Below are 15,744 nucleotides of genomic sequence, written 5' to 3' on the forward strand. Positions count from 1 at the left end.
CACCCGTGCCGGCCCACGCGAAACACGGCGCCGCCTCCCCGGAGCGTGCGCGCCAGTTTCGCCGCCATCTGTACATTTGCAGATGAGGCTCCAGGCCACGAGCCTGCGGCCGGAACCGAATTCGAATCAAACATACAGGAGAGCGCTTCATCATGACAAAACCAGCCTACAAACGAGTCCTGCTTAAACTGTCTGGCGAAGCACTGATGGGCGACGATCAGTTCGGCATCAATCGCGCTACCATCGACCGCATGGTCGCCGACGTCGCGGAAGTGGCGGAGCTGGGTGTCGAGCTGGCGGTCGTGATTGGCGGCGGCAACATCTTCCGTGGCGTCGCGCCGGGTGCGCAGGGCATGGACCGCGCCACCGCCGACTACATGGGCATGCTGGCCACCGTCATGAACGCGCTGGCACTGGCCGACGCCATGCGCCATGTCGGCATCACCGCACGCGTGATGTCGGCCATCGGCATCGACCAGGTGGTCGAGCCGTATGTGCGCCCGAAGGCGCTGCAATACCTGGAAGAGGGCAAGGTCGTCGTCTTCGCCGCCGGCACCGGCAACCCCTTCTTCACCACCGACACCGCAGCGGCGCTGCGCGGCGCCGAAGTGGGCGCCCAGATCGTCCTGAAGGCAACCAAGGTCGACGGCGTCTACACTGCCGACCCGCAGAAGGACCCGAACGCCACCCGTTACGAGTCGATCTCGTTCGACGAGGCGATCTCGAAGCAGCTGCAGGTGATGGACGCCACCGCGTTCGCCCTGTGCCGTGACCAGAAACTCCCGATCAAGGTGTTTTCGATCGTCAAGCCCGGCGCCCTCAAGCGCGTGATCATGGGCGAAGACGAAGGTACACTGGTACACGTTTAAGTTTTAACAATCGCAGTTACTGAAGAATATACTGAATAACAGGAGAGCAGCATGTCCTTAGCTGACGTGAAGAAGAATGCGCAAGAGCGCATGACCAAGTCCATCGAAACCCTGCGTTCCGACCTGGCCAAGGTCCGTACCGGCCGCGCCCACACCGGCATCCTCGACCACATCATGGTCGACTACTACGGTTCGCCGACGCCGCTGACCGGCGTCGCCAACCTGACCCTGATCGACGCGCGCACCATCGGCGTGCAGCCGTACGAGAAGAAGATGCTGAGCACCATCGAAAAGGCGATCCGCGATTCCGACCTCGGCCTGAATCCATCGACCTTCGGCGAACTGGTCCGCGTGCCGACCCCGGCCCTGACCGAAGAACGCCGCAAGGAAATGGTCAAGCTGGTGAAATCGGAAGCGGAAGACGCGAAGATCGCCGTGCGCAATATCCGCCGCGACGCCAACGAGCAGCTGAAGAAAATGGTCAAGGACAAGACGGCATCGGAAGACGACGAGCGCCGCTCCTCGGACGAAATCCAGAAGCTGACCGACAAGTTCGTCGCCGACATCGACAAGATGGTCGCGGAAAAGGAAAAAGAAGTCCTGACCGTGTAAGATGCCTGCCTTCCGGCGTGCAAACTAGTAAGCAGACGTAACCGAAAGTAGTACGCGGGCCAATGCCGGGCACAATCGGGCAAGGCCCGCTTTTTACCGCGTTTTTTACCGTAATTGCCGTGATGGCAAACGATTTATGATCTTTAAGAGTTCGACGACCGTAGTTCCCGATGTGCCGGCCGTTCCGCGCCATATCGCCGTCATCATGGACGGCAATGGCCGCTGGGCGACCAAGCGCCTGCTGCCGCGCGTGGCAGGCCACGTCAAGGGCGTGGAAGCGGTACGCGGCGTGGTCGAAGCCTGCGTGCTGCGCGGGGTCGAATACCTGACCCTGTTCGCATTTTCCTCGGAAAACTGGCGCCGTCCGGAAGAAGAAGTCTCGCTGCTGATGCGCCTGTTCGTTACCGCCCTCGAGCGTGAAGTCTCGAAAATGCACGCGAACAACATCCGGCTGAAGGTCGTGGGAGACCTGTCGCGCTTCGACGCCAAGCTGCGCGAGATGATCGCCAATGCCGAGCGCCGCACGGCCGGCAACACGCGCCTGACGGTGTCCGTCTGCGCCAACTATGGCGGCCGCTGGGACATCATGCAGGCCACCAGCAAGATGGTTGCCGCCAACCCGGGCGTGACCGAGTACACGGAAGACATGCTGGCGCCGCACCTGGCGATGGCGTATGCGCCCGAGCCTGATTTGTTCATCCGCACCGGCGGGGAAGAGCGCATCTCGAACTTCCTGCTGTGGCAGCTGGCCTATTCCGAGCTGTATTTCACCGACACCTACTGGCCGGATTTCTCGGTCGAGTCGCTGGACGCGGCGATCGCGTCCTACCAGAGCCGCGAGCGCCGTTTCGGCCGCACCGGCGAACAAGTGGCTAAAAAGAACTGATGCTCAAAACCCGGATCCTTACCGCGCTCGTGCTGCTGGCAGTCCTGCTGCCGGTCCTGTATTTCAACAACTACACGGCGTTCGCGGTGGTGGTGACCGCCTTCTTCGGCGCCGCGATCTGGGAAACCTTCCGCCTGTTCAACCCGAAGTCGGGCAAGGCGGTCGTCGTCGCCGTCGCCTGGACCGCGGCCTTCGCCTGGACCTTCTTTTTCAGCGGTAATGGTAAGACGCAAACTTTCTGGTTCGTGATCAGCCTGCTGGTCTGGGTGCTGCGTTTCGCGCCCTCGCTCAAGATCGGCCTGCCGGCCCTGGACAGCACCCCGAATACGCTGCTCAGCCTGACCTATGCCGTGGCCCTGGTCGGCTGCTTCGCCGCGATCGCCGCGCTGTTCGCGTATTCTCCCCTGTACCTGCTGTCGGTGATGGCCATCGTCTGGGCCGCCGACATCTTCGCCTACTTCTCGGGCAAAGCCTTCGGCAAGCGCAAACTCGCGCCGTCGATTTCGCCCGGTAAATCCTGGGAAGGCGCGATCGGCGGCGGCATCGCCGTGCTCGTGATCGCGACCCTGGCGATCGTCTTCGGAAACGAGGCGCTCGCCAACACCTTCCCGGTCCGCGTGCAGGCCAGCCTCGGCTGGGCCGCCACGTACGCCATCCTGATCCTGATCGTCGCCGCCAGCATCGTCGGCGACCTGTTCGAATCCCAGCTCAAGCGCCGCGCCGCCATGAAGGACAGCAGCAACCTGCTGCCCGGCCATGGCGGGGTGCTCGACCGGATCGACGCCCTGGTACCGGTACTGCCGCTGGCGGCACTGATCGGCGCCTGGCTGTAAGGAGTTTTGACATGCAACGCATCACCATCCTGGGCGCCACCGGCTCGATCGGCGTCTCGACCCTCGACGTGCTCGCGCGTCATCCCGGGCAGTACCAGGTGTACGCCCTCAGCGCCCATTCGCGCGTCGCCGAACTGGCCGCGCAATGCCGGAAGTATCGTCCGCAGCGCGCCGTCGTCGGCACGCCCGAAGCGGCAGCCGAACTGGCGCGCCTGGTGGGCGACCTCGGCATCGACGTTGCGTATGGTGAAGCGGCCCTGTGCGAGATCGCCTCCAGCCCGGACACCGACACCGTGATGGCCGCCATCGTCGGCGCGGCCGGCCTGGCCCCAAGCCTGGCCGCGGCAAATGCCGGCAAGAAAATCCTGCTGGCGAACAAGGAAGCGCTCGTGATGTCGGGCCAGCTGTTCATGGACGCCGTGCGCGAGCACAAGGCGACCCTGCTGCCGATCGACAGCGAGCACAACGCGATCTTCCAGTCGCTGCCGGGCGATTACGCCCGCACGCCGGCCCGGTCGGGCGTGGCGAAGATCCTGCTGACGGCTTCCGGCGGCCCCTTCCTGAACCGCGCCGTCGAGACGCTGGAAGAGGTGACCCCGCTCGAGGCCTGCAAGCACCCGAACTGGTCGATGGGCCGCAAGATCTCGGTCGATTCGGCGACCATGATGAACAAGGGCCTGGAAGTGATCGAGGCGCACTGGCTATTCGGCGCGCCGGCCGAGCTGATCGAGGTCGTGATCCACCCGCAAAGCGTGATCCACTCGATGGTCTCGTATGTCGACGGCTCGGTCTTGGCCCAGCTCGGCAATCCCGACATGCGCACCCCGATCGCGCACGCGCTGGCCTACCCGGAGCGTATCGAATCGGGCGTGGCGCAACTCGATCTCACCACCATGGGCGCGCTGCAATTCCACAAGCCCGACTACGAGCGCTTCCCCTGCCTCGCGCTCGCCTTCGACGCGCTACGCGCAGGCGGCACCGCGCCGGCCCTGCTGAACGCGGCCAACGAAATCGCGGTCGAGGCCTTCCTGAACGAGCGCATCGGTTTCCGCGACATCGACCGCGTCGTGCGCCGCGTGATGGACGAGAACCCGCATGGCGCCGCGCACGACATCGCGGCCGTGATGGCGCAGGATGCGCATGCCCGCAGCGCGGCATCGAACATCGTCGCCAACATCGCCCGGCACTGACATGAGCTTCCTCTACACCGCGGCCGCCTTCATCCTGGCGCTGGGGCCGCTGATCGTCTTCCACGAACTCGGCCACTACTGGGTCGCGCGCGCCTGCGGCGTGAAAGTGCTGCGCTTCTCGGTCGGCATGGGCAAGGTCCTGTGGTCGCGCCGCTTCGGCCCCGACCAGACCGAATGGGCTGTCTCCGCGCTGCCGCTGGGCGGCTATGTCCAGATGCTCGACAGCCGCGACCCGGCGACCACGCCGACCAACGACGCAGACCGCGCGCGCGACTTCATGCGCCAGAACGTCTGGAAGCGCATCGCCATCGTCGCCGCCGGCCCGGTCGCCAACTTCCTGCTGGCGATCGTGCTGTTCGCGGCCCTGTTCATGCACGGCACCGAAGAACCGGGCACCAAACTGCGCCCGATGGCGCCGAACACCCCGGCGTATGTCGCCGGCCTGCGCGGCGGCGACAGCATCGTCGCCGTCAACGGCGAGCCGGTCGCCGCCTGGTCCGACCTGCGCTGGCAGATGACCCATCTCGCCGTCGACAGGATCGATGCGCACCTGACCGTGCGCGCTGCCGACGGCAGCCAGTACGCGGCCACGATCCCCGCCAGCGCGGTGAAGGAGCCGGGTCCGGACAGCGACCCGATGGCCGCGCTCGGCCTCGACGTCTGGATCGGCATGCCGCAGGTGGAAAAGGCGGTCGCAGGCGGGGCGGGCGCACGCGCCGGCCTGCAGCCGGGCGACGTCGTGCTCGGCGCCGACGGCAAGCCTTTCGCGACCGCGGCCGATTTCGTGCAGGCGGTGCGCGCCGCGCCCGGGCGCACCTTGCAGCTGCAGGTGCGGCGTGGAAGCCAGATCCTTACGTTGCCGCTGACGCCGGCGAAAGATCCGAAAGGGCAGGGCCTGGCCTCGGTGCAGCTGGCGCAAGCCATCGAACGCGTCACCGTGCGCTCCGGCCCCGTCGAGGCGGTCGCGAAGGGTGCGCGCCGCACCTGGGAGATGACGGCGCTGACCTTCAAAATGATCGGCAAGATCGTCACCGGGCAGGCTTCGCTGAAGAACGTGACCGGTCCGATCGCGATCGCCGACTACGCCGGACAGACTGCACGCATGGGCCTGGCGACCTTTTTGGGCTTCATCGCAGTCGTCAGCGTGAGCCTGGGCGTCATGAATCTGTTACCAATCCCCGTGCTGGATGGGGGGCATTTGTTGTATTATTCGCTGGAAGTTTTGACCGGGCGTCCCCTGTCCGAGCGAATCCAGGGATTCGCACAGCGCGCGGGGGTGGCCCTGCTGTTCATGCTGATGGCGCTCGCCATCTTCAATGACCTGTCGCAGCGGCTCTAGGGCGCAGCAGCCCGGCGCCGCCGGCGGCAGCGCGCCACCGTCAAAGAAAAACATGTACGTTGTCCAATGACTGATTAGCCAATGAAATCACAACCAGATCGTTTTGCCCTGCCGTTCATTCGCCGCAGCCTGATCGGCGCAGCCGTGCTGGCCCTGTGCGCCGCTCCTGCGCTTGCCGTCAATCCGTTCGTGGTCAAGGACATCCGCATCGAAGGCATCCAGCGTACCGAAGCCGGCACCGTGTTCAGCTACCTGCCGGTGCGCGTGGGCGAGACCTTCGACGAAGAGAAGAGCATCGCCGCCATCAAGGCGCTGTACGCGACCGGCTTCTTCAAGGACATCCGCCTGGAAGAAGACAAGGGCGTGCTGGTCGTGCTGGTCGAAGAACGTCCGGCGATCAACACGGTCGATTTCACCGGCACCAAGGAATTCGAGAAGGACATGCTGGTCAAGGCGCTGAAGGACATCGGCGTCGGCGAAGCGAAGATCTACGACAAGGCCGCGGTCGACCGCGCCGAGCAGGAACTCAAGCGCCAGTACCTGTCGCACGGCCTGTACGGCGTGAAGATCACGACCACCGTCACCCCGATCGAGCGTAACCGCGTAAACGTGATGTTCAACGTCGACGAAGGCGAGGTCGCGCGCATCAAGGGCATCAACATCGTCGGCAACAAGGCCTTCTCGGACAAGGAACTGCTGGAAGTCTTTCAGCTGTCCAAGTCGGGCTGGTTCACCTGGTATTCGAAGGCCGACCAGTACTCGAAGACCAAGCTGACCGGCGACCTGGAAGCGATCAAGTCCTACTACCTGGACCGCGGCTACCTCGAGGTCAACGTCGACTCGACCCAGGTCGCGATCACGCCGGACAAGAAAGAGATCTACCTGACCATCAACGTCACCGAAGGCGAGAAGTACACCGTCTCGAGCGTGAAACTCGAAGGCGAGACCTTCGGCCGCGAGGAAGAACTGCGCCGCCTGATCGTCCTCCAGCCGGGCAAGACCTATTCGGGCGCATTGCAGGAAGCGTCGAACAAGCGCATCGCCGCGCGCCTCGGCCAGTTCGGCTATGCCTTCGCCAACGTGAACGCCGATCCGCAGATCGACCGCGAGAAGCGCACCGTCGCGTTTACCTTCGTCGTCGATCCGGGCAAGCGCGCCTATGTGCGCCACGTGAACATCTCGGGCAACACCACCAGCCGCGACGAAGTGATCCGCCGCGAATTCCGCCAGTTCGAAAGCTCGTGGTACGACGCCGACAAGGTCAAGCTCTCGCGCGACCGCGTCGACCGCCTCGGCTACTTCAAGGAAGTCAAGGTCGACACGCCGGAGTCGCCGGGCACCAGCGACCAGGTCGACATCAACCTGACGGTCGAGGAAAAACCGACCGGTAACTTCATGATCGGCGGCTCGTTCTCGCAGGCCGAGAAGTTCACCTTCACGGCTTCGGTCCAGCAGGCGAACTTCGCCGGCAGCGGACAGACCGTCGGCATCGACCTGAACACCTCGAAGTACAGCCGCACGATCGCGTTCTCGAACACGAATCCGTACTTCACCGACGAAGGCGTCTCGCGCGCCTTCCAGCTCTACCTGCGCACGACGCGTCCACCGCTGTCGAACATCGGTTCGTACACGGTGCGCCAGACCGGCGGCAACATGACCTTCGGCGTGCCGTTCTCCGAAACCGACACCGTCTACTTCGGCGCCGGCCTGGAGCGCACCTCGCTCGAGACCGACGCCACCAGCCCGACCCTGTACCGCAATTTCGTGGCCCAGAACGGCGGCCCGAACAACCCGGCCGACCAGTCGACCTACGGTATCGGCACCGGCAAGAGCATCTCGATCCCGCTGACCGTGGCCTGGGGCCGCGACAGCCGCGACAGCGCGCTGACCCCGAGCGTCGGCCGCTACCAGCGCGCCAACCTCGAAGTCGACGCGATCGGCGATTCGAAATACTTCCGCATGGTGTACGAACACCAGTGGTATCGTCCGGTGACCTCCTGGATGACGTTGGCCCTGCGCGGCGAGCTCGATTACGGCAAGGGCATCGGCAGCCATTCCTATCCGGTGTTCAAGAACTTCTATGCGGGCGGCATCGGTTCGGTGCGCGGCTACGAGAGCTCGACCCTGGGCGTGATCGACCCGGTCTACGGCGACGCCATCGGCGGCTCCAAGCGCGTCATCGGCAGCGCCGAGCTGCAGTTCCCGTTCCCGGGCAGCGGCAAGGACCGCAGCCTGCGCTGGTTCACCTTCCTCGACGGCGGCCAGGTCTACCAGGAAAAGTCGAAGATCTACCTCGGCGAGCTGCGTTACGCCGCCGGTATCGGCTTGTCGTGGATTTCGCCGGTGGGCCCGCTGCGCTTGAGTTATGCTAAGCCCCTGAATGCGAAACCGGGCGACCGTCTCGAGCGCTTCCAGTTCCAGATGGGCACGGGCTTCTGACCGGGCGCCCGTCGGCACTTACCCTTTCATCGCGGAGAAATATGTTGAAAAATCCGATAGCCTCCCTGCCACGCGGCCTGGCGCGCAGTTTGCCTTGTGCCCTGGTGCTGGCAGCCCTGTGCGCCGCGCCGCTGGCCTGGGCGCAGACGGCGCCGAGCCGCATCGGCTTCGTGGTCACCGAGCGCCTGATGACCGAATCGAAGATGGCCAAGGCGGCCGACGCCAAGATCCAGGCCGAATTCTCGAAGCGCCAGAAGACGAACGAGGAGATGGTCGCCAAGTTCAAGCAGATGAGCGAGAAGTTCGATGCCGACGCGCCGCGCCTGACCGACATCGAACGCACCCGCCGCGCGCGCGAGCTGTTCGACATGGAAAAGGACGTGCAGCGCATGAACCGCGAGTTCACCGAAGACCTGATGCAGAGGAAGTCGGAAGAGCGCGCGGCGATCGCCACCAAGGCCTACAAGCTGATCGAACAGATCGCCGAGCAGGAAAAGCTCGACGCCGTGCTGCAGGAAGCGGCTTGGTCGAGCCCGCGCATCGACATCACCGACCGGATCCTGAAACTGCTGGACAAGTAATTTTGGAACAACGTGAACAAACCCAGCCGGGCGTACGCCTCGGCGACCTGGTCGAGCGTTTCGGCGGCCAGCTGACGGGCGACCCGGATCTCGTGGTCGCCTCGATCGCGCCGCTCGACAGCGCAGGTCCCACCCAGATCAGCTTCCTCTCGAACAGCAAGCTGCGCGCGCTCGCCGCCCAGAGCGAAGCGGCGGCGCTGATCCTGTCGCCGCTGGACGATCCCTCGGTGGCCGCCACCTACGCCGGCGCCCGCATCGTCACCACCAACCCCTACGCCTATTTCGCGCGCGCCGCCCAGTACTTCGTATCGCTCGAAGAAGCTGCGCCAAGTCCCGGCATCCATCCGAGCGCGGTCGTCGATCCATCGGCCGAGATCGACGCGAGCGCCCACATCGGGCCGCACGTGACGGTCGAAGCGGGGGCGGTGGTGAAAGCCGGCGCCGTCATCGACCATGGCTGCTTCGTCGGCCGTGAAGCGGTGATCGGGGAGGGCACCCACCTGTTCGCCAACGTGACCTTCCATCGCAAGTGCGTCATCGGTGCGCGCGGCATCATTCACTCCGGCGCGGTCATCGGCGGCGACGGTTTCGGTTTTGCGAACGAAGCAGGGGTGTATATCAAGATTCCGCAGACCGGGCGCGTGGTGATCGGCGACGACGTCGACATCGGGTCGAACACCTCGATCGACCGCGGCGCCCTGGCCGACACCGTCATCGAAGACGGCGTGAAGCTCGACAACCAGATCCAGATCGGCCACAACTGCCATATCGGCAAGCACACGGCGATGGCCGGCTGCGTCGGCGTGGCCGGCAGCGCGAAGATCGGCAGCCGCTGCACCTTCGGCGGCGCGGCGATGGTGCTGGGCCACCTCGAGATCGCGGACAACGTCCACATCTCGTCGGGCAGCATGGTCTCGCGCTCGGTGCTCGAACCGGGCCAGTACACGGGCTTTTATCCGCTCGCGAAGAATGCCGAATGGGAGAAGTCGGCGGCCATCGTGCGCAACCTGAACAGCATGCGCGACAAGATCCGCGCGCTGGAAAAAATCATCAAGACGAAGACAGAACAACAATGACGACTACCGAAAAAAGAACCCTGGGGATCACCGAGATCAAGGAATACCTGCCGCACCGCTATCCGCTGCTGCTGGTCGACCGCGTGCTGGACGTCGAAGTCGGCAAGCGCATCACCGCGATCAAGAACGTGACCGTCAACGAAGAATTCTTCAACGGCCACTTCCCGCACCAGCCGGTCATGCCGGGCGTGCTGATGATCGAGGCGATGGCGCAGACCGCCGCCATCCTGTCCTTCATGACGATGGACGTGAAGCCGGACGAGAATTCGGTCGTCTACTTCGTCGGCATCGACAACGCGCGCTTCAAGCGCCCGGTCGGTCCCGGCGACCAGCTGGTGATGGACGTCGAGATCCTGCGCGTCTCGCGCGGCATCTGGAAGTACAAGGCGACGGCCAGCGTCGACGGCAAAGTGGCGGTCGAAGGTGAACTGATGTGCACCATTCGCGCGAACGAAAAGGCGGCGGAGCAGTAATGATGAAGATTCACGCGACTGCGATCGTCGACCCGAAGGCCGAGCTCGACAGCTCGGTCGAAGTCGGCCCGTATTCGATCATCGGCCCGAACGTGCGCATCGACGCCGGCACGGTCGTCGGCCCGCACGTGGTCATCGAGGGCCATACCACGATCGGCAAGGACAACAGGTTCTTCCAGTTCGGCTCCATCGGCGCCGCGCCGCAGGACAAGAAATGGAACGGCGAGCCGACCCGGCTCGAGATCGGCAGCGGCAACACCATCCGCGAATTCGTCACCTTCAACCTCGGCACCGCCCAGGACGAAGGCGTCACGCGCCTGGGCGACGACAACTGGATCTCGGCCTATGTACACCTGGCGCACGACTGCCAGGTGGGCAGCCACACGATCTTCTCGAACAATGCGCAGCTGGCCGGCCACGTGCACGTGGGCGACCACGCCATCCTGTCCGGCTACGCCGGCGTGCACCAGTTCTGCAAGATCGGCGCCCATGCCTTCATCGGCATGTACACCAGCCTGACCCAGGACGTGCCGCCTTTTGTCCTGGTCTCGGGCAATCCGGCCGGCGCGCGCGGCGTGAACATCGAAGGCCTGAAACGGCGCGGCTTCACGCGTCCCCAGATCGACGGCATCCGCGCTGCGTACAAACACATCTACCGTTCGAACCTGACGCTCGAGGAAGCCAAGGCCGCCCTGCTGCGCGAAGAAGAGGCGATGCCGGAAGCGGCGCCTGACATCCGCGCGATGCGCGACTTCCTCGGCATTGCCACCCGTGGCATCGTGCGCTGACAAATTGAGCCCGAACAGCGCTTCGGACATCTCCTTGGCCCTGGTCGCCGGGGAGGTGTCCGGCGACATGCTCGCCGCCCGCCTGATGGCGGGCTTGCGTCCCCAGCTCCCGAACGCGCGCTTCCACGGCATCGGCGGCCCGCGCATGATCGAGCAGGGGCTTGTATCGGACGTCCCGATCGAGACCCTCACTGTGCGCGGCCTGTTCGAGATCATCCCGCGCTTCCGCGAGATCAAGGGCATCCAGAACCGCCTGCGCGACCGACTGCTGGCGGAGCGGCCGGCCGCCTTCATCGGCGCCGACTATCCCGGTTTCAATCTCGGGCTCGAAGAGCAGCTGCGCGCGGGCGGGATTCCGACCGTGCACTTCGTCGGCCCGCAGATCTGGGCCTGGCGCGGCGGGCGCATCAAGAAGATACAGCGCGCGGTCTCGCACATGCTGGTGATCTTCCCCTTCGAAGAGCAGATCTACCGTGACGCCGGCGTGCCGGTGACCTATATCGGCCATCCGCTGGCCGAGACGATCCCGCTGGTGCCCGACGTCGGCGCCGCGCGCGCTTCGCTCGGCATCGCGCCCGATGCACGCGTGGTGACGGTGATGCCCGGCAGCCGCATGGGCGAACTGAAATACCTGGCCGAGCCCTTCGTGCGTGCGGCTGGCCTGCTGGCCAGGCGCGATCCCGGCCTGCGTTTCGTGGTGCCGATGGCGGGGGAAAAGCAGCGGGCTTATTTCAGCGAGATCGTCGCGCAGGCGGGACTGGACGATATCGCGTTGACGCTGGTCGACAATTCGCACACGGCAATCGCCGCCGCCGACGCGGTGCTGGTGGCGTCGGGCACGGCGACGCTGGAAGTGGCGCTGTTCAAGAAGCCGATGGTGATCGCCTATAAAGTCATGCGCGCGTCCTGGGAAATCATGCGCCACATGGGCTACCAGCCCTGGATCGGCCTGCCGAACATCCTGGCGCGCGAATTCCTGGTGCCGGAACTGCTGCAGCATGCGGCCACGCCGGAAGCGATGGCCGATGCGGTGTGGACGCAACTGAATGACACCGCAGGACGCGACCGGCTTGCGGAGCGCTTCACGGAGATGCATCATAGCCTCCTGCGCGACAGCGCCGCGCTGAGTGCCGAGGCTGTGTTGGGGATCATACGTCCGTAAACGCGTGGGCTCGGGAGCCCACCCTACGGTGCGCTTCCGCCACGGACTGGTGCGTAACGTAGGGTGGGCACCTGTGCCCACGCGTTACGCACGCATCCGTCGGACGCGCACCCTGAACATCGAAATACGAAAATTAGCACCATGAGCAAAAAACGCGTCAACTTCTACCCCGGCCTGCCGCCCCGGCTGCGCCCGTTCACCGATCTCGACATCGTCTGCGGCGTCGACGAGGCCGGCCGCGGTCCGCTGGCCGGTCCGGTGTTCGCCGCCGCCGTCATCCTCGACCCGAAACGCCCGATCGACGGGCTGCGCGACTCGAAGAAGCTGACCGAGGCGCGCCGCGACGAGCTGGCGCCGCAGATCCGCGAATACGCGCTGGCCTGGGCCATCGCGGAAGCCTCCTGCGACGAGATCGACACCCTGAACATCCTGCACGCTACGATGCTGGCGATGCGCCGCGCCGTCGAGGCGCTCTCGATGCTGCCGACGATCGCCCTGATCGACGGCAACCGCTGTCCGCCGATGGCCATCCGCGCCCACGCCGTGATCGAGGGCGACGACAAATGCCACGCGATCTCGGCCGCCTCGATCCTGGCCAAGACCGCGCGCGACGCCGAACTGGTGCGCCTGCACGCACAGTATCCGGAATACTGCTTCGACCAGCACAAGGGCTATTCGACGGCGCTGCACCTGGAACGCCTGCGCCTGCACGGCCCGTCGCCGGTGCACCGCCGCTCGTTCGCGCCGGTGCGCAACCTGCTGCAGGTGGACCTGTTCGCGCCGCCCGCGGCGCAAGGGTCGCTCGAGGGCGTGGCGTTCGCATGAAGTCGGTCACCTCGCGCGACAATCCCTTCTACAAGGAACTGAAAAGCCTCGCCGCCAGCTCGCAGGCCAGGCGCAAGGCCGGGCGCACGCTGCTCGACGGCGTGCACCTGTGCCAGTCCTGGCTCGAGCTGCGCGGCGCGCCGAATCACTGCGTTGTCTCGGAAGGCGCCCTGCACAACCCGGAAGTGGCGGACATCGTCGCGCGCTGCGAAAGCCTGCACGCCCACGTGACGGCCTTGCCGGACGCGCTGTTCGGCGCGCTCAGCCAGGTCGAGCATGGCGTCAACCTGCTGTTCCTGGTCGAGACGCCGGCGCCGGTCCAGCCCGCGGCAATGAGCGTGTCCGCCGTGCTGCTCGACGGCGTACAGGACCCCGGCAATGTCGGCTCGATCCTGCGCAGCGCGGCCGCAGCCGGCATCACCCAGGTGTTCTGCAGCGCCGGCACCGCCTTCTGCTGGTCGCCCAAGGTGCTGCGCGCGGCGATGGGTGCGCACTTCGTGCTCGAGATCTTCGAGCATGTCGATCTTGGCGCCCTGATCGACGCATCGCGCATTTCCGTCCTGGCGATGAGCGGCTATGCCGAGCAGAAGCTGTGGCAGGTCGACCTGCGCGGCCCGGTCGCATGGCTGCTCGGGCACGAAGGGCAGGGCGTGGCCGACGACCTGATGGGACGCGCCACCCACCAGGTGGTGATCCCGCATGCGGGCCGGGTCGAGTCGCTGAACGTGGCGGCGGCGGGCGCCATTTGCTTCTTCGAGCAGCTGCGCCAACGGCAGGCCTGAAAGCGGGCATAGACGCAATCGCCGCCCGTAGGTTAAGCTCGGGGCAACAACTGTGGAGTGAAGATGGACATCGCGCATTTGCATTTTCTGGTAGCCGAAGGGGACAGCACCCAGCGCGCCGCCCTGGTCGAGATGCTCGGGCGCCTCGGCGCCAGCCGCGTCACCGACGTGCCCGACGGGCACATGGCGCTGCGCACCTTCCAGGCCGGCTTCACGCCGCGTGTGCACGTGGCCATCATCGACCTCGCGCTGCCCGGCATGGACGGGCTGGAACTGATCCGCAACCTGGCCGGGCTCGATTCCGGCATCAGCCTGGTCGTCACCGGCGCCCAGCCGGCGAATCTGCTGTTCTCGGTCGAGACCCTGGCCCAGGTCTACGGCATCGACCTGCTCGGCTCCGTCTCGAAACCGGTCACCGCCGCCAAACTCAAACCCCTGCTCGACAACTACGCGCCGGCCGTGCTTCCCGACCGCGTCGACACCACGCCGCGCTTCACCTTCGCCGAAATCGGCAACGGCCTGCAGAAACGCCAGTTCGAGCCCTTCTTCCAGCCGAAGATCGAGCTGGCCACCGGCCAGGTCAAGGGCCTGGAGACCTTCGCCCGCTGGAACCATCCGGAACACGGCCTGCTCGGCCCCTCGGCCTTCATCGACGCGCTCGAGCAGAACAACCGCATCGACTTCCTCGACTGGAGCATGATCGAGCTGTCGGTCGAGCGCTGCCGCTGGCTGCATGACCAGGGCACGCCGATCTCGATCTCGATCAACCTGGCGCCCGAGACCCTGGCGCACCCGTCCTTCCTGCGCCAGATGAGCGCCTGCCTCGCCCGCCACGGGGTGCTGCCCGACTACATCACCTTCGAGATGCCCGAGTCCTCGGTCCTGAACACCGACCCGAATTTCATCGAGCGCCTGGTGCGCTTGCGGATGATGGGATTCGGCCTCGGCATCGACGACTACGGCACCGGCCGCTCCAACCTGCAGCTGCTGGCGCGCATTCCGTTCACCGAACTCAAGATCGACCGCAGCTTCGTCGACGGCGCCTCCAAGCGGCGCCCGCTCGGCACGGTGCTGCGCTCCTGCCTCAGCCTGGCGCACAGCCTGGACCGGATGTCGGTCGCGGTCGGCGTCGAGACGCGCCAGGACTGGGACTTCCTGCAGGGACTGGGCTGCACCTATGCGCAGGGATATCACATCGCCAATCCGATGGAAGCGAGCGCTTTCCCGGGCTGGCTGGAAGACTGGCGCCATTTTTTCTGAGTTCGGTTTTTCTTACCGGGGAGACGGGCGGATGAACATTCGGTTGCGCTGCCGGTGCGGCAAGCTGCAAGGGGAGGTAGACGCCGCGCGCGTTGCGGCGCGCGCGGTGTGCTATTGCAAGGACTGCCAGGCCTTTGCCCGGTTCCTGAAGGCGGAGAACGCGGTGCTCGATGCGGCCGGCGGTACCGAGGTCGAGGCGGCCGTGCCGGCGGCGCTGCGTTTTACTGAAGGGCTGGAACACCTGGCCTGCATGTCGCTCAGCCCGAAAGGGATTTATCGCTGGTATGCGTCCTGCTGCAATACGCCGATAGGGAATACCCCGCGCGATCCGAAGATGTCGTATGTGGGGCTGGTACGCACCTGCCTCGACGCGCCGGACGAAGGACTCGACCGCGCGCTGGGACGCGCGCGCTTCACGGCCAATACCGGCTCGGCCACCAAACCTGTGCAATCGACGCCGGTGGGCGCGGTGCTTGCCGTCGCCCGGATCGGCATGGCGCTGGCCAAGGCGCGCCTGGGCGGCGGCTGGCGCAGCAATCCCTTCTTCGATACGGCCGGTGCGCCGATCAGGGCACCCCGGGTGCTGACGCGCGAGGAACGCGCGGCGGTCACGCCGTAAGCCGGCGGCC

The 15,744-nt window shown here is 65.5% G+C and carries 16 protein-coding genes; all 16 read left to right on the plus strand.

Translation table 11 applies throughout. The features are described from left to right. Positions 1 to 152 precede the first annotated feature (152 nt). The 16 genes from pyrH (at position 153) to LPB04_RS15850 (ending at position 15,734) form a co-directional block, all read left to right on the plus strand. A complete protein-coding gene (gene pyrH / locus LPB04_RS15775) occupies positions 153 to 869 on the plus strand; it encodes a UMP kinase (protein ID WP_193685466.1) in 717 nt (238 codons plus the stop codon). Between the two features lie 51 nt (positions 870 to 920). Continuing rightward, positions 921 to 1,481 carry a ribosome recycling factor gene (frr, locus tag LPB04_RS15780; protein ID WP_193685467.1) on the plus strand — a complete coding sequence of 187 codons (561 nt, stop codon included), beginning with the start codon at positions 921 to 923 and terminating at the stop codon, positions 1,479 to 1,481. Between the two features lie 136 nt (positions 1,482 to 1,617). Continuing rightward, entirely contained in the window at positions 1,618 to 2,367 is a 750-nt protein-coding gene (uppS, locus tag LPB04_RS15785) for a polyprenyl diphosphate synthase (RefSeq protein ID WP_193685468.1), read from the plus strand. Further along, the gene (locus tag LPB04_RS15790) at positions 2,367 to 3,200 is read left to right on the plus strand and encodes a phosphatidate cytidylyltransferase (RefSeq protein WP_193685469.1); all 834 of its coding nucleotides are present in this window, start codon (positions 2,367 to 2,369) and stop codon (positions 3,198 to 3,200) included. The genes uppS and LPB04_RS15790 overlap by 1 nt, the downstream gene beginning before the upstream one ends. Before the next feature lie 11 nt (positions 3,201 to 3,211). Beyond that, on the plus strand, positions 3,212 to 4,390 hold the full coding sequence (gene ispC, locus LPB04_RS15795; RefSeq protein WP_193685470.1) for a 1-deoxy-D-xylulose-5-phosphate reductoisomerase: 1,179 nt from the start codon (positions 3,212 to 3,214) through the stop codon (positions 4,388 to 4,390). Position 4,391: 1 nt separating this feature from the next. Continuing rightward, positions 4,392 to 5,729 carry an RIP metalloprotease RseP gene (rseP, locus tag LPB04_RS15800; RefSeq protein ID WP_193685471.1) on the plus strand — a complete coding sequence of 446 codons (1,338 nt, stop codon included), beginning with the start codon at positions 4,392 to 4,394 and terminating at the stop codon, positions 5,727 to 5,729. An 81-nt stretch (positions 5,730 to 5,810) separates the two neighbouring features. Beyond that, positions 5,811 to 8,168 carry an outer membrane protein assembly factor BamA gene (gene bamA / locus LPB04_RS15805; protein ID WP_193685472.1) on the plus strand — a complete coding sequence of 786 codons (2,358 nt, stop codon included), beginning with the start codon at positions 5,811 to 5,813 and terminating at the stop codon, positions 8,166 to 8,168. Between the two features lie 41 nt (positions 8,169 to 8,209). Continuing rightward, the gene (locus LPB04_RS15810; protein ID WP_193685473.1) at positions 8,210 to 8,749 is read left to right on the plus strand and encodes an OmpH family outer membrane protein; all 540 of its coding nucleotides are present in this window, start codon (positions 8,210 to 8,212) and stop codon (positions 8,747 to 8,749) included. A gap of 2 nt (positions 8,750 to 8,751) precedes the next feature. Beyond that, the gene (gene lpxD, locus LPB04_RS15815) at positions 8,752 to 9,825 is read left to right on the plus strand and encodes a UDP-3-O-(3-hydroxymyristoyl)glucosamine N-acyltransferase (RefSeq protein WP_267878207.1); all 1,074 of its coding nucleotides are present in this window, start codon (positions 8,752 to 8,754) and stop codon (positions 9,823 to 9,825) included. Further along, positions 9,822 to 10,298, plus strand: a complete 477-nt coding sequence (gene fabZ / locus LPB04_RS15820; protein WP_193685474.1) for a 3-hydroxyacyl-ACP dehydratase FabZ — start codon at positions 9,822 to 9,824, stop codon at positions 10,296 to 10,298. The genes lpxD and fabZ overlap by 4 nt, the downstream gene beginning before the upstream one ends. Next, positions 10,298 to 11,086 (plus strand): acyl-ACP--UDP-N-acetylglucosamine O-acyltransferase, encoded by a 789-nt coding sequence (gene lpxA / locus LPB04_RS15825; RefSeq protein WP_193685475.1) that lies wholly within the window; start codon positions 10,298 to 10,300, stop codon positions 11,084 to 11,086. The genes fabZ and lpxA overlap by 1 nt, the downstream gene beginning before the upstream one ends. 34 nt (positions 11,087 to 11,120) lie before the next feature. Next, positions 11,121 to 12,248, plus strand: coding sequence for a lipid-A-disaccharide synthase (gene lpxB / locus LPB04_RS15830; RefSeq protein ID WP_193685476.1), 1,128 nt, complete (start codon positions 11,121 to 11,123; stop codon positions 12,246 to 12,248). Between the two features lie 141 nt (positions 12,249 to 12,389). Next, a complete protein-coding gene (rnhB, locus tag LPB04_RS15835; protein ID WP_193685477.1) occupies positions 12,390 to 13,073 on the plus strand; it encodes a ribonuclease HII in 684 nt (227 codons plus the stop codon). Beyond that, positions 13,070 to 13,855, plus strand: coding sequence for a TrmH family RNA methyltransferase (locus LPB04_RS15840; RefSeq protein WP_193685478.1), 786 nt, complete (start codon positions 13,070 to 13,072; stop codon positions 13,853 to 13,855). The genes rnhB and LPB04_RS15840 overlap by 4 nt, the downstream gene beginning before the upstream one ends. Before the next feature lie 63 nt (positions 13,856 to 13,918). Then, positions 13,919 to 15,115 (plus strand): EAL domain-containing response regulator, encoded by a 1,197-nt coding sequence (locus tag LPB04_RS15845; protein ID WP_193685479.1) that lies wholly within the window; start codon positions 13,919 to 13,921, stop codon positions 15,113 to 15,115. Positions 15,116 to 15,146: 31 nt separating this feature from the next. Beyond that, positions 15,147 to 15,734: a DUF6151 family protein gene (locus LPB04_RS15850; RefSeq protein ID WP_227496439.1), complete on the plus strand. Its 588-nt coding sequence runs from the start codon at positions 15,147 to 15,149 to the stop codon at positions 15,732 to 15,734. Positions 15,735 to 15,744: the final 10 nt, after the last annotated feature.

Source organism: Massilia litorea (genome assembly GCF_015101885.1).
Classification (GTDB): Bacteria; Pseudomonadota; Gammaproteobacteria; order Burkholderiales; family Burkholderiaceae_D; genus Telluria; species Telluria litorea.